The organism is Dyadobacter bucti (genome assembly GCF_005869225.1).
GTDB classification, from domain to species: Bacteria; Bacteroidota; Bacteroidia; order Cytophagales; family Spirosomataceae; genus Dyadobacter; species Dyadobacter bucti.
The window spans coordinates 860,847-875,438 of sequence record NZ_SWFP01000001.1; the positions used below are offsets into that span (position 1 = coordinate 860,847).

A 14,592-nucleotide genomic window follows, 5' to 3' on the forward strand; every position below is an offset into this window, starting at 1 on the left:
GTAGGTTTGTCCGTATGAAACGAGCACTTTACCTCTCCCTGTTCTGCCTCCAGTTATTCATTCAGGCTCATGCGCAGGAACTGAAATATGCTGCCGGGCAAAACCAGTGGAATGCTGATTCACTGGGAAACCACCGGGCTGTTGTCCAGGTGGAACAGGCCACCGGTGCAGCAAAGGCGACCATCGACTGGCGCAGACGCGACCACCATACCGACAGTGAGATCATTGTCGTTGACGGACAAACCACCCAGCGCATCCTCAACGTAAAAGCAGAAAACATCAGCCGCGAGTCAGGCGACATTTTCTTCGAACCGGTTTCAGGGCCGGGGAAATATTATATCTACTATCTTCCTTACAAGGTCAACGGACGTTCCAACTACCCTACTGCTACTTATCTCAAAAGGACGGAAACGGCAACGAAGGCCTGGAAACAAAACGTAGCTTCCAAATCCGTTGCAGCCCGGGTAATAATGCTCGAATCTGTGAATGCGATCAACAGCTTTTACCCGATGGAGGTGATCGCCAAGGCTTCCGAAGTAAGCCAGCTGGCAGCAGCCCATGCATCGAAGCGTTACCTTGTATTCCCGGAGGACCGGATGCACCCGATTAAAATGACGGACGATCTGCCACAAAGATGGATACTGACCGAAGCCGCCACAGATTTTAAAGCAGAGGTGTCACCTGGCGAAAACTTCTCGTTCCAGCTTGGGATATATCCTTTGAAAGCAGATTTAAAAAATGTTACTGTCCGTTTTAACGATCTTAAAAACGGAACCAACAGCATCCCTGCCAATGCATTTTCCTGCCTCAATACAGAAGGCACCGCCTGGGACGGAAAACCGTTGAAAAACACTGTCAATGTGGCCAAGGGCAAAGTACAGGCGCTTTGGTGCCTGAGCGACATTCCGTCGGATATTCCGGCGGGAATATACACCGGCACAGTCCGGATATCCGCCGATAACGAACCTCAGTATGACGTCCAGCTGACTTTTACCCTCGGTGCAGACAAGCTCCATGACAAGGGTATCAGCTCCCCCGAAAAACAAACCCGACTTGCCTGGCTGAACTCGACGATGGCACAGGACAATCAGGTGATCAGCCCCTACATCCCGTTGAAAAGGAACGGGAACAGCATTGATTTGCTGGGAAGAAAGCTGATCATTTCGGAAAACGGCCTTCCGGCAGGTATCCAGACTTTTTTCACCCCGGAAATGACAGGGATTTCGAAGACGCCCAAAAATATCATTCAGGCGCCGGTGAACTTTCAAATCACGGATGCCACGGGAAATGCCGAAAAGTTGGTAGCCAAAAGTTTGAAATACGACGTAGAAACGCCAGGGACCGTTGGGTGGTCTGCTACCAGCTCTTCTCAGAATATTAGTCTGGACATCAAAGCGCACATCGAATTCGATGGTTTTGTCGCCTATGAAATGAAAGTAACGGCATTGAAAGACATCGCATTGTCGGACATTTTTATGGATATTCCGATGAACAGGGATGCGGCCGGCTATATGATGGGCCTCAACCTGAAAGGCGGAAAACGGCCTGCTAGTTACGACTGGAAATGGGAGGTTGCTACCAAAAATCAGGATGGTGCATGGATCGGCGACGTGAATGCCGGGCTGAACTTTTCGCTCCGGGATGAAAAATATGTGCGGCCGCTCAATACCAATTTTTATCTGCAAAAACCTTTGCTGCTGCCGGCTTCCTGGGGTAATGATAACAAGGGCGGCATCAGGATCTCCGAAAAAGGTGATCAGGTTTTGGTCAGCAATTACAGCGGCGCCCGTACGATGAAAAAAGGTGAAAGCCTGTATTACAATTTCACGCTGCTGATCACCCCTTTCCATGCACTCGACACCGATTTTCAATGGCAAACCCGGTTTTATCACAAATACAATAACCCGGATTCGATCAAAGCAACCGGTGCGACAATTGTCAATATCCACCACGCCACGCCGATCAACCCTTATGTGAACTACCCTTTCATCGAGCACAAGGCTATGAAAGAATACATCGACAAAGCGCATCAGGACGGATTACAGGTAAAAATATATAATACGATCCGCGAGCTGTCAAATAGTGCATACGAGCTTGCGCCGCTGCGCAGCCTGGGCCACGAAATCTTTTCACCGGGCAAGGGGCTCGGTTATGCATGGCTGCAGGAACATTTGGGTGACGACTACATTGCTGCCTGGTATGTACCCGAACTGAAAGACGCTGCGGTAGTGAACTCGGGCATGAGCCGCTGGCATAACTACTATGTGGAAGGCATGAACTGGCTTACCCAAAAAGTGGGTATAGATGGCATTTATCTGGACGATGTGGCTTTTGACCGTACTACCATGAAACGCGTCAAACGCGTACTGACCCAGAACAACCATCCCGGGATCATTGACCTGCATTCGGCCAATCAGTATAATAAAAATGATGGCTTCAACAACAGCGCAAACCTGTACATGGAGCATTTCCCATATCTGAACCGCCTTTGGTTCGGGGAATATTTCGATTACGAAAAAAACAGCCCGGACTTTTTCTTGACCGAAGTGTCCGGAATTCCTTTCGGACTGATGGGTGAAATGCTGCAGGATGGCGGCAATCTCTGGCGCGGGATGGTATACGGCATGACCAACCGGATGCCCTGGGGCGAAGGCGATGACGCCCGGCCGATATGGAAAATGTGGGACGAATTTGGTATACAAGGCAGTAAAATGATCGGATACTGGGTGAAAAACAACCCTGTCAAAACAGACAACCCGGCCATTCTGGCTACCAGCTATGTCAAAGGAAAGTCGGTGCTGGTATCGGTAGCGAGCTGGGCCGAGGGCGACGCGGACTTTCATTTGAAAATAGACTGGAAGGCTTTGGGCATCAATCCTGCCAAAGCGCAAATAGAAGCTCCCGACGTCAAAAACTTTCAGAACAAATCATCTTTTACAAAAGGACAGGCCATTCCTGTGGCAAAAGGCAAAGGATGGTTGATAATCATATCCGAAAAGCCCTGAAAAGTAGAATTAAGTTTTTTCGCTGATCCGAACAGTAAAATTTTCTTTTGACGGGATAAATCGCAGCAATTTTTATTCAACAGTGTGTGCGCACACATTTTTGTATATACTTTTGTTTTCATCCCTAAAATATTTGTAATCAGTGTGTTCGGAAGAATGCTGACACGGTCGGCTATTTTTTTCCGGGAAGAATTTTTGTGTCAACCCAAACCCATGTTTCAATGAAGTACAAACTTTTATTCTTTTCAATTTTCGTCTCATTTCTGGCCGTCACGGCTGTTTTCGCACAATCGGGCGAAACACGCGTGTCGGGGAAAGTGACCGATGCCAAAGGGGCGGAGATCCCCGGAGCCAATGTTTCGCTGGTAGGTACAAATTCCGGCGTGATTACCGATGTGGACGGGAAGTTTTCAATCGCAGTTCCGGGAAGTGCTTCCGTATTGCGCGTTTCTTTTATCGGTTATAAAACAGCCGAAATGACCGTCGGAAACAAAACACAGTTCGATGTGATACTGGAAGAAGATTCCAAAACACTGGACCAGCTTGTTGTTGTCGGCTACGGAACGCAGAAGAAAAAGGACCTGACAGGTGCCGTAAGCTCTATCGCCAATGAAAGCCTGAACCTGGGAGGGGCTACTTCCAATGTGGCCCAGGCGTTTCAGGGACGTGCCGCCGGGGTGCAGGTAAGCCAGTCGAACTCCGCGCCGGGAGGTACCACAATCGTGCGTATCCGTGGCGGGAACTCGATTTCCTCTACCAACGAGCCGCTTTACGTTGTCGACGGATTTCCTTCCGAGACCGGAAAAGACATTAACCCAAATGATATTGAAGATATCCAGATCCTGAAAGACGCCTCTGCCACGGCTATTTATGGTGCAAGAGGTGCAAACGGGGTCGTGATCATCACTACCAAACGGGGTAAAGCAGGCAAGCCAACCGTGGTTTTCGACAGCTACTACGGTGTACAGAAGGTATCCAGCAGCTACGAAAAAATGAGCGGATTGCAGGCAATGGAAATTACCAATGCTAAAAACTCGGAAAGAGGCCTTCCGCCAACCTACACACCGACCGATCTCGCGAGCGGGATCAATAACGACTGGTTCAAGCTGTCTACGCGCAACGCGAGCGTGCAGAGCTACAGTTTAACGGCCAGCGGCGGGAACGATGATACAAGAGTTGCGCTTTCGCTCAACTATTTCTCCCAGGACGGAGCCCTCAAAAACACCGATTATGATCGTTATTCCGTTCGTCTGAATGCAGATAAGCAGTTCAGCAAACGTTTCAAAGTAGGTGCCAACGTCTTTGGTTCGCGCACTGTCTCTCTTTTCAAAAATTACGACGGTTCCATCGTACCTTCCAACGTAATGTACGGAATCCTTTCAGCATCGCCTGCGGTACCTTCCTACAATGCGGACGGCTCCTATGCCAGATTCCAGGGCCGTGACAACCCCATTGCCTGGCTGCTTGCACCTACCAACAATCGTTTTGGCAACAAAGTCAACATCAACGCATTTGCTGAATACCAGATCACCGATGACCTTTCGTTCAAAGTGAATGCGGGTACGGAATACAACGGTTTCAAGGAAGGTACCTACCTGCCCCGCGACCTTGTTGACGGTGAGAAAGTAAAAGGCCGTGCAACGGTGCAGGACAACGCCGCTACCCGTAACCTGGTGGAAGGTTATTTTACCTACATCAAAACATTCGGCGCGCATTCTGTCAATGCTATCGCGGGGGTATCTACCCAGGACGACAAGACCGATGACCATTATACGGCTGTACAGAATTTCAGCTCGGATGTTTTTCTCTACAATAACCTGGGTGCAGGTACCGAACGCGTAACTTCTACCAGCAACAAGATCAATACCAAAATTGCTTCGGCATACGGTCGTATCAATTATAGTTTCAAGGACAAATACCTGGCTACGTTCACGATCAGAAGGGATGGATCTTCCCGCTTCGGTGAAAACAACCGCTATGGTTACTTTCCTTCGGGATCGCTTGCATGGCGCATCGGGGATGAGGAATTTGTAAAAAACCTGAACCTTTTTTCTGACCTGAAAGTACGCGCCAGCTACGGGGTTACCGGAAACGACCGCATCGGGGACTATGCTTATATGACTACATTCTCTCCCGTAAACCTGACCCTCGACGGCCAGAATTCTTACGGAGGCGTGGCTGCAACCAGATTGCCAAACCCAGACCTGAAATGGGAAAGCACGGCACAGCTGGACATTGGTGTGGATATGGCATTTGCGAGCGGACGAATCTCGGCTACATTTGATTATTATCACAAAAAAACAAACGACCTGCTGATGAACATCCCGATCGGTGACTGGCAGGGTTTCAGCAGCCAGATCGTGAATGCGGGCGCCATTGAGAACAATGGTCTTGAACTTTCCCTCAATACCCAGAATATTACCAAAGGCAGTTTCAGATGGAAAACATCATTTAACATTGCTTATAACAAGCAAAAAGTGCTTGACCTGGGCGGTCGTCCGTACATTATCACCACTACTGCCAATCCTTATGGCGGCCGTGCTGTGGATTTTACCAAACTGGAACCTGGCCGTGAACTCAGCAGCTTCTTCGGATATGTATATGACGGCGTGATCAAATCGGGTGAAACCTATGCCGCTCAGCCAGGCGCACCGGCGGGAAGTCCCAAATATGCGGATGTAAACAATGACGGCGTGATCAATGCCAATGACCGTGCCTACCTCGGCAATGCGAACCCGCATTACACTTACGGGATCGGAAACGAGTTCAGATACAAGAATTTTGACCTGAACATTTTCATGCAGGGTGCGCTGGATTACAGCCTGTACAATGCCAATGCACTGATCCTCGAATCGGGTTACGGCGTTTCGGCCCTGAACCGCTGGACTCCTTCCAACGAGAATACAGACATCCCGCGTGACGGGTATGCCACTACTTCTTACGGAGGTTATATCAATTCGAGATTTGTGGAAGATGCGTCTTACCTGCGCTGCAAAATGATCACATTGGGCTATAACCTGCCTTTCGGACCAAGCAGCAAGATCAACGTAAGACTATACGGAACCGTTCAGAACCTGTTTACGATTACGGGCTACACAGGTACTGACCCGGAAGTAAATACCAAAGCCGCCAATACAGGCACCGCTGCCACCAGCATCAACCTTGCCTCCGGTCTGGATTATACTGCCTTCCCGTCTTACCGTTCTTATACCCTTGGCTTAAAAGTTAACTTCTAATATTTTGATAATGAAATATATATCGATCCTATCACTATTGATGCTGTGCTTCGCGGTTTCCTGCGAAAGCCTCATCGAACCGAAAGTGTACAGCATCCTGACGGACGCCAATGCTTTCCAGTCGAAAGACGATGCCATTGCGGCGGTAAATGCTGCTTATTCCCGGCTGAAACAACCCAGCGGAAGCAACGACTCCTGGATGTACTATGCTGGTTTTCAGGTTACGATCACTGACCTTACCACTGATGCCGGGCACGCGAAATCCGGCGGGGACGTGGGACTGATGTCTGATGCAAACTGGGGGCCGAGCAATACTTATCTTGCCTACGCCTGGCAGCATCAGTACAAGCTGGTTTCTGATGTGAACAATGCTTTGTATTATATCCCAAAAATCGAGGCACTTTCCGATGCGGAAGAAAAGCAGTTTCTGGGTGAGCTGAAATTCCTTCGTTCCCTGGGCTATTATGACCTTACCAATGCATTTGGTGCGGTTCCGCTGATGACCGAAGACGAAGTTGCCAAAAATATCCAAAGCCCTGATTATGAAGCACGCGTAGAGGTGACAGAAGTGTCGCAGATCAATGCGCAGATCATCGCTGACCTTGAATATGCCGCTGCAAACCTGCCGCTTAATTACGCAAGCAGCCCTATTTACACAAGCAATGATGTGGGCCGGGCTACCAAAGGTTCAGCGCTGGCTTTGCTGGCCAAGCTGTACCTGCGCGAAAAAGAATGGCAGAAGGTGGTGGATGTCACAAAGCAGATCATGGACCTGAAACAATATGAGCTGTACCCGTCTTATGCGAAGCTTTTTGCTGAAAGCAACAAATGGTGCTCTGAAAACATTTTCAGCGCCCTTTCGAACAATCTCGTGGATGCCACCGAAATGATGAACCACTTTGGCCCGATCAACCACAAGGAAGTTACCGACAGGTGGCAGTATTTTGCGATTCCCTGGCGGTTCTGGAATACGTTCGAGAAAAATGACGACCGTCGCGAAATGTTCTTTTACGATTATATCGGAACTGACGGATTGCGCTACGTACAGCCTCCTGCCGGAAGCGTAAACCCTCCTGCCGGTTATTACTACCTGCCTGATGTAGCCTCCAAGAAATATGCAGATCCCGAAGGATCAACAACCTATCTGGACGGACACGTGTTTCCGATCATCCGCTACGCCGACATTCTGATGTCACGTGCAGAAGCTCTGAACGAACTGAACGGTCCGAATGCAGAAAGTATCCAGCTTGTGAACCAGGTGAAAGCCCGCTCGAAAGCGACTTTGCTGGGCGCCGCCGGAACATTTACCAAAGACGGCCTGCGCGACGCGATCCTGACGGAACGTGGCTGGGAGTTTTTCTTCGAATGCAAACGCCGGGAAGACCTGATCCGCATGGGTAAATATCAATCTATGGTCAATACATACCTGACGGCAATCGGACAACCCGCACGCATCGATATCAACAAACACAAGTATTTCCCCTATCCACAGGCACAGGTAGATTTGAACCCTAATCTGAGCAATAGTGGTAGGCAGTAGTGTTGTCGTCGTATTGATATAGTGTTTTAATTGATTGAAAATCAAACACTACAATGTCACACTGAGCGGAGTCGAAGGGCAGATGCAATACGCAAAACCCTTCGACTTCGCTCATTGACAGGGTGACCGGGCATCTTCTGCCTGATAACGAAAACGTCAATGCACATTCGTATAGCGAAGCCGATGTGTGCTATCTTTGCCGCTAAACCCGTTTTTGTCCATGAAATGCATTTTACTCAATTTTCTGGTTTTCGTTTTAGGAGGTTTGCTTGCAGGCTGCGGCGGTACCGGTATTGAAACGATCAGCCTGAGTGCGCCGGGCAGGAATACGCTGAAAGTCAGGATTGATGTAAAAACAAGCCATTCGAACAGTCTGTGGATCGAATACTGGCAGAAAGGCGATTCTCTCAAAAAATACACGACATTGCACACACCTGCCGGCACGGAACATAAGCTGGTACTTACCAACCTCCGCCCCTCTTCACAGTACCGCTACCAGGTTATCGCTGCCGACGGTGGCAGTGAAACTAAAAGCAAGGAGTACGACTTCAAAACACCTGCCTATCCGATGTGGATACAGGATTTTTTCCGCGTTATCGCGCCTGATTCAACGGTCGTTCCGCAAACTTTCAAAGACGGTTTTGTGCTGATTTCCCGCCGGGAAACGCCGGGGATTATCTTTATGCTGGATGCAAAAGGGGAAATACGCTGGTACCATCAGGTGAATGGCACCGGGTTCAAAACGACACATTTTACACGCAATAAAACCATTTTGTCCATACTTGGAACGGACGAATATCCGACAAGCTACGGAAACGAGATCCTGGAAGTATCCTTGGCCGGGGATACACTGCTGCATCTCAAAAAGGGCGAAGCCGATTTTAAAGAAACGGTACACCATGAAATCATTTTAAACGACAAAAGTCAGGTCGTCACCCTGAGTGTGCAAACGAAAATCATGGACCTGACCAGCGTCGGCGGCACTGCGCAGGACACGGTGAAAAGCGACGGCATACTGGTACTTGACAGAAAGGGCAAAAAAGTATGGAGCTGGTCGGTTTTTGATGCACTCGACCCGCTGAAGGATCCTAAAATCATGGCCGAGAAAAAAGACTGGATGCACGCCAACAGCGTCAGTTTTGATACAGACGGCAATTATCTGGTTTCTTTTTATAACAATGGGCAGGTCTGGAAACTCGATGCCGGCACGGGAAAAGTAATCTGGAAATTTGGCAAGAACGGTGATTTTGCAATCCCTAAGGAAGGTATTTTCGATCAGGGCCACGCCGTGCACAAAAATGCACAGGGCGATCTGATGCTTTTCGACAATGGTACCAGCCGCGAACAAACCCGGACCCTGGCTTTCAAACTGGACGAAAAAAACAAAACCGCCGCACTGACCAGGCAGATCATTTTGCCCAAAGAAATTTATACCGCCAGAATGGGCAGTGCTTACCTGGTGGGCACCGATGCGATCCTCCAGTGCAGCTCCAAGACCAACACCGTGGTGCTAACCGACGCAAAAGGGAAATTTCTGTGGATGCTCAAAAGCCAGATCATGCCTTACCGGGCAGAATTTATCCCGGGAAACCTCGTTGCGCCTTATCTCGTCAACAAATAGCCCATGAAACCCTCGCTGACTTACCTTTTTCTGACATTTCTGAGGATCGGCGCGACGTCCTGGGGCGGTTTTATGGCACTGATTTCGATGATTCAGAAAAAGGTGGTTGAACAAGATAAGAACCTGGAAGGTACCGATATCATGGAAGGCATTTCGCTGGCTTCCGTGCTGCCCGGCCCTATGGCCGTCAATGTTGTTTCTTTTGTGGGTTACAAACTCGGCGGCTGGACCGGCGCGCTGGTCAGTGTGGTGGCGGTATTGCTGCCGTCTTTTCTGCTGATGTTAGGACTGTCGCATTTGTATTTTCAATATGGCGATATTCCCGCGATGAGCCAGTTTTTTGCGGGAATCCTGCCGGCTGTTGCTGCTATCATCGTAAGCGTGGCTGTAAATCTGGGCGAGAAAAGCATCAAAGACATTCCGCAGATCGTCATCGCAATTGCTTCGGGAATCCTGGTTTTTTATTCAAAATCCTACCTTACCACATTGGCAATCCTGGCGGTATGCGGTGTTTTCGGGTATTTTTATTATTACAAATCATCAGTTGTGCCTGCCTCTCAAGACGCGAAACCTGTGCAAACTGAAAGTTCGCAGAAAACTTACTGGCTGTTGCTTCCGCTGCTCGGGCTGGGCGTTCTGGGGGTTTGGGCAAACGGAAATCCGCTGTTGGAAATACACAAAACGATCTTGCTGACCTTTTCGGGCATGAGCCTTAGCCAGTTCGGCGGCGGCTATGTAATTATCCCTACAATGCAAAAAATTGTGGTCGACGGGATGAAATGGCTTTCCAACCGGGAATTTGTGGATGCCGTGGCGATGGGGCAGATCACGCCAGGGCCTATTTTTGTGAGCGCGACTTTTATTGGTTATAAGCTTGCCGGGTTCTGGGGAGCGCTGAATGCCACGATCTCCATATTTGCCCCTACGGCAGTACTGACCATATTTTGCGCACGTTTTTTCAACAAAATCAGTAAATCCGCCGTAGTAACCGCTATTTTTAAAGGTTTAAGGCCTGCTATCATCGGCATGATCGCTTCGGCCGCGCTGACGATCCTCTGGGGCAACGGGATTTCTCTTTTCGCAGCCGCAATTTTTGGCATTGCATTGCTCGTCATCATGCGTTTCAAAGTCGATCCGGTGTATGTGATCCCGGCGGCCGGCATTACAGGAATTTTAATATTATAATCCATGACTTTTACCCCCGTCCAGATGATCGGGACCCAGCGTTCCGGGTCTAACCTGCTCCGCCTGATGCTTAACCAGCTGAAAGGCGTGTCTGCTCCGCACCCGCCGCACATACTGGAACGACTGATGCCGTTGCTGCCAGCTTACGGTGATCTGGAAATCCCGGGCAATTTTGAAACCCTGATTGCCGATGTCTGCACTTTGGTTGAAACCAACCCCGTACCCTGGACAGGCGTGACCCTGAACCAGAAGGTAATCCTGGACAGGTGTGAAACAGCCACGCTTCCGGAAATTACACGGGTAGTGTACGAACTCAAGGCCGAAAGTGAAGGCGCCCATATCTGGATGTGCAAAAGCATGGCCAATATCCGCTATGCGGATGAGCTCGAAAAGTACGATCCCAAGCCGCTTTACGTACACCTTTTCCGGGATGGGCGCGATGTGGCGCTTTCTTTCAAAAAGGCGATCGTAGGCGAAAAACACATTTATCATATAGCCCGCCAGTGGAAAGAGGAGCAAGACGCGTCAGTTGATCTGTACGAAAAACTTGGCGGCGACCGGGTGATCCAGCTCCGCTACGAGGACCTGCTTCAGAATCCCCAGGCAGAGCTAAAAAGGCTTTGCGGGTTCCTGGATGTGGAATATTCGGAATCGGCTATGGCCTATCATGAATCCGATGAATCGAAGGAAACTGCCAACTCCGGGCTGATGTGGCAAAATGTGGTAAAACCCGTACTCGCTGACAATCACCATAAATTCCTGAAAGAACTGAGCCAAGAGGATATCCGGATCTTTGAACGTGTTGCCGGGGACACGCTGGAAACACTGGGGTACGAACTTCAGTTTGGGAGAAACCAAAGTCCGTTCCGGGAAGAAGAAATCGCCGGATTTACAGAAATCAATGAACAGCTGAAAGCCGAATTCAGGAAAAAACTCCGGCCGGAAGATCTTGAAAAAAGACGCGGACAGGAGGAATTGCTGAAGTCGGTCAGAGCGAGGATGTAAGAGAAGCTGTTAATGTGCCTTGCTAATTTCTGCTATCAGTTCTTTTGCATCGCTGCCGTCCTGGCCGGTCGACTCGGCCAGCGCCAGCGCTTCTTTTGCTGTTTCGGATGCGGCCTTGTTCTTACCGGTTTTATGCAAAAGCGTAGCGTAGATGCAGAGGTACTCGTAATTCTTATCAAGTGCAATCGCTTTTTTGATCAGCTGCGCGCCTGTCTCCAACGTAGGAATGTCCTTGGCAAAAGCTTTTATATACGCAGCCGTTTCGTAAAAAGTCCCCGAATCGGTGCTATCCACTTTTAGAGCGTAGTCCAGTGTTTCCTGCGCATACTTATTCCAGTTTTTCTGCCCCTGATAAAAATAGATTTTAGAAAGTCCGAGCAGCCGGTTGGAGTAAGTATACTTCTGCCCCACCGCCGTAACGACATCTTTGAAAAGCTCTGCATCGTTTTTCTGGCCCGCTTTACCGGCTGTATTTGTAATGATTCGCTGAACGCGTTTTTGTACCAGATCAGCACCAAAAAGCGGCTTGAAAAGATCTGCATTGGCAAGCAGGTATTGGGTACCAGGCGAATTGAACGCAAGATATTTTGTAAAAACAAAACGCAGGTTCTTTTCAGACTGAAGCTGCTGAGGTGACTGGGTTTCGAGATATTCCTTTGTCACTTTTTCCAGCGGACTGTCCTCACTTCCAAAATTTTCCAGTGCATTACCAAAATTATAGAGCAGCTCCGGCGACCGGTCGCCTTTGTCATACTTCTCTTTCAGAGAAAAAATGGCCTTTTCAGGATTAAAAGCATTTTCTCCATCCATTATAAATTTCTCAGCAGGTTTTCCGCCGAGACTTTGATGAACAGGCATTTCGCTTCCATCGAAAAATAAGTAGGTAGGATAACTTTTGACACCGTACTTTTTAGCGAGAGCCTCCCCTACCGAGCCGTCCTCTATGTTGATTTTGTAGCTAACAAACCTGGTGTTGTAGAAATCCGATACTTCCTTCTGGTTAAATACTTCCTTCTCCATTTGCCTGCAATACCGGCACCCGGGCGTGGATGCATAAAGAAATACGTATTTCTTCTCAGCTTTGGCTTTTTGCAAAACCTGCTCCCACGACGTTGACTCAAAATTGATATAAGGGGTTTCCCGCGCCCGCAGCGCGGCATGGGCGAATACCAGGATTGCCGTCAGTAATAATCTTGCCATTTTTTGAAGCCATTGAAGTAAAACCAGACGCCGCTGAATGGTGCCGGCATTTAGTCACCAATATATCACTAAAATCCCAGATCGGAATATGACAGGATTGTAAATGTTGTGCCGAGGAATGACTTGCAAGCAAACCACCCCTCGGCACAACAGCAAACTAACTGACTTTCCCACACATTGCGGCTCGCATCAGTATCCCGGGTTCTGAACCAGCGCGGGGTTCAGGAGCAGGGCAGAGTTAGGGATCGGAAAAATACGTTTGTTAACGTCTGAGTCGGTCTTATAACCCCATTTTCCCTCATATTTACCAAAGCGGATCATGTCGTTCCGGTGCCACATTTCGGAAGCAAATTCCCTGACGCGTTCCTCATAAATGTTTTCCAGCGTCAAATTTGTAAAGGCGGCAGCCGACCTGGCGGTGCGGACCGAGTTGACAAGCGCGAGGGCACTCGCGCCGCCCGTGGCCGCACCTCCGCGCTGAATGGCTTCGGCTTTCATCAGGAGCGCATCGGCGTAGCGAAAGATCGGCACGTCGTTATTCTGGTTACGGTTCAGGGAACCCGCATCAGGGTAAAATTTGATATTCCGGTAACCCATGTTCCATGCAAGTTCGTCATTGCCAACATCAAAGGAAGTAACGTCCTGACGCAGCGAAACTTCCGGCGTAATGTTCACCTGATAAGTGTACGGGGCCGAAGGATCCGAGCCTGCGTAAAACTGGTCGTACCCTTTTTTTGTGGTCGTAACCATGACCGGCGAGCCGTCATTATAATATTGCAGACCCGTCAGCCATTCTTTGTTTCGCACATCATTGGCATCGTTGAAATGTTTATAAAATTCAGGCAAAGTGCTCACGGCAGCATCCGGCGTAAACGGCATTTTGTACTTACCCACAAGCCCCCTCGGAATATCATAGCGGGAATGCAGGTTGGTGGCCCTGAAAGGGAAACTGTTGGCAGCAGTGGCATCGAAAGGGATCGAAAAAATGAATTCCTTCATCTGCGGACCGTTGTTTGGGTAAAACATCTGCAGGTAAGTGGCAGCCGGCTCGAGCGAAAACTTACCTGAACTGATGATCTGATCACAAGCCGCGATGCAGTCGCTGTTCCGGTTGGTACCGGTGTAAATTTCGGCGTTCAGGTACATTTTTGCCAACAATGCATAGGCTAGATATTTCGTGGGACGGCCATATGTTGTGATGTCGACGGTTTCGCTCAATCCAGGCAATGCTGCATTGATCTCACTTTCGATGAAGGCAAAAACTTCTGCACGCGGCACGTTGGGATGCGGGCTATAGTCACCGTAAGTTGTGATGATGGGAATATTTCCATAGCTGTCCATCATCCAGAAATAAGCCAGCGCCCGCACCATTTTCAGCTCCGAAAGCGTTTGGCTTTTTGACGCGCCCTCCGGCATATTGCTTTCCAGGATTGAAAGCGACTGGTTGACTGTACCGATGATCGTACTCAGCCAAACCCAGTTGCCGGTCACGGTACCGTGATCCTTCGTCCAGGTGTGGTAATGAAGATCCTTGAATTCGGCTCCGTTGAACCAGTTTCCGCCTTTTGCAGGAAAAATAGCTTCGTCCGTACTCAAGGTCTGCAGGTGAAAAAATTCCACAGAAATATTGCCTCTCAGTGCCACGTAGGCCGGTCCGGCTGCGCTTATGAACTGCGCATCATCGCTCGGAAAAACATCCGGCGTAAGCTCAGAAGTGACGGGGACGTTCAGTTCATGGCAGGAAAACAGCGTTCCCAGGACCATGGCGGAAAAAATTGATTTTATGTATGATCTTTTCAT

General features: G+C 49.2%; 8 protein-coding genes. 6 read left to right on the forward strand and 2 right to left on the reverse strand.

Annotated features, from left to right (window positions below; genetic code table 11):
* Nucleotides 1-14: 14 nt before the first annotated feature.
* The 6 genes from FBF61_RS03155 (at nt 15) to FBF61_RS03180 (ending at nt 11,592) form a co-directional block, all read left to right on the forward strand.
* On the forward strand, nt 15-3,005 hold the full coding sequence (locus FBF61_RS03155) for a glycoside hydrolase domain-containing protein (RefSeq protein WP_166444408.1): 2,991 nt from the start codon (nt 15-17) through the stop codon (nt 3,003-3,005).
* A gap of 221 nt (nt 3,006-3,226) precedes the next feature.
* On the forward strand, nt 3,227-6,241 hold the full coding sequence (locus FBF61_RS03160; protein ID WP_138475703.1) for a SusC/RagA family TonB-linked outer membrane protein: 3,015 nt from the start codon (nt 3,227-3,229) through the stop codon (nt 6,239-6,241).
* A gap of 10 nt (nt 6,242-6,251) precedes the next feature.
* Nucleotides 6,252-7,781 carry a RagB/SusD family nutrient uptake outer membrane protein gene (locus FBF61_RS03165; protein ID WP_138475704.1) on the forward strand — a complete coding sequence of 510 codons (1,530 nt, stop codon included), beginning with the start codon at nt 6,252-6,254 and terminating at the stop codon, nt 7,779-7,781.
* A gap of 220 nt (nt 7,782-8,001) precedes the next feature.
* Nucleotides 8,002-9,402, forward strand: coding sequence for an aryl-sulfate sulfotransferase (locus tag FBF61_RS03170; protein WP_138475705.1), 1,401 nt, complete (start codon nt 8,002-8,004; stop codon nt 9,400-9,402).
* Between the two features lie 3 nt (nt 9,403-9,405).
* The gene (gene chrA, locus FBF61_RS03175; protein ID WP_138475706.1) at nt 9,406-10,587 is read left to right on the forward strand and encodes a chromate efflux transporter; all 1,182 of its coding nucleotides are present in this window, start codon (nt 9,406-9,408) and stop codon (nt 10,585-10,587) included.
* A 3-nt stretch (nt 10,588-10,590) separates the two neighbouring features.
* Nucleotides 10,591-11,592: a sulfotransferase family protein gene (locus tag FBF61_RS03180; RefSeq protein WP_138475707.1), complete on the forward strand. Its 1,002-nt coding sequence runs from the start codon at nt 10,591-10,593 to the stop codon at nt 11,590-11,592.
* 9 nt (nt 11,593-11,601) lie between these two features.
* Here the strand turns inward: FBF61_RS03180 and FBF61_RS03185 are convergent, their stop codons facing one another.
* Together FBF61_RS03185 and FBF61_RS03190 are read right to left on the reverse strand one after the other, a co-directional pair.
* Nucleotides 11,602-12,792: a thioredoxin family protein gene (locus FBF61_RS03185; RefSeq protein WP_138475708.1), complete on the reverse strand. Its 1,191-nt coding sequence runs from the start codon at nt 12,790-12,792 to the stop codon at nt 11,602-11,604.
* A gap of 189 nt (nt 12,793-12,981) precedes the next feature.
* Nucleotides 12,982-14,592, reverse strand: a complete 1,611-nt coding sequence (locus FBF61_RS03190; RefSeq protein ID WP_138475709.1) for a RagB/SusD family nutrient uptake outer membrane protein — start codon at nt 14,590-14,592, stop codon at nt 12,982-12,984.

Excerpts from the sequence above, each read along its gene's own strand:
- FBF61_RS03155 (WP_166444408.1), top strand. The coding sequence starts at position 15 with ATGAAACGAGCACTTTACCTCTCCCTGTTCTGCCTCCAGTTATTCATT.
- FBF61_RS03160 (WP_138475703.1), top strand. The coding sequence starts at position 3,227 with ATGAAGTACAAACTTTTATTCTTTTCAATTTTCGTCTCATTTCTGGCC.
- FBF61_RS03165 (WP_138475704.1), top strand. The coding sequence starts at position 6,252 with ATGAAATATATATCGATCCTATCACTATTGATGCTGTGCTTCGCGGTT.
- FBF61_RS03170 (WP_138475705.1), top strand. The coding sequence starts at position 8,002 with ATGAAATGCATTTTACTCAATTTTCTGGTTTTCGTTTTAGGAGGTTTG.
- chrA (WP_138475706.1), top strand. The coding sequence starts at position 9,406 with ATGAAACCCTCGCTGACTTACCTTTTTCTGACATTTCTGAGGATCGGC.
- FBF61_RS03180 (WP_138475707.1), top strand. The coding sequence starts at position 10,591 with ATGACTTTTACCCCCGTCCAGATGATCGGGACCCAGCGTTCCGGGTCT.
- FBF61_RS03185 (WP_138475708.1), bottom strand. The coding sequence starts at position 12,792 with ATGGCAAGATTATTACTGACGGCAATCCTGGTATTCGCCCATGCCGCG.
- FBF61_RS03190 (WP_138475709.1), bottom strand. The coding sequence starts at position 14,592 with ATGAAAAGATCATACATAAAATCAATTTTTTCCGCCATGGTCCTGGGA.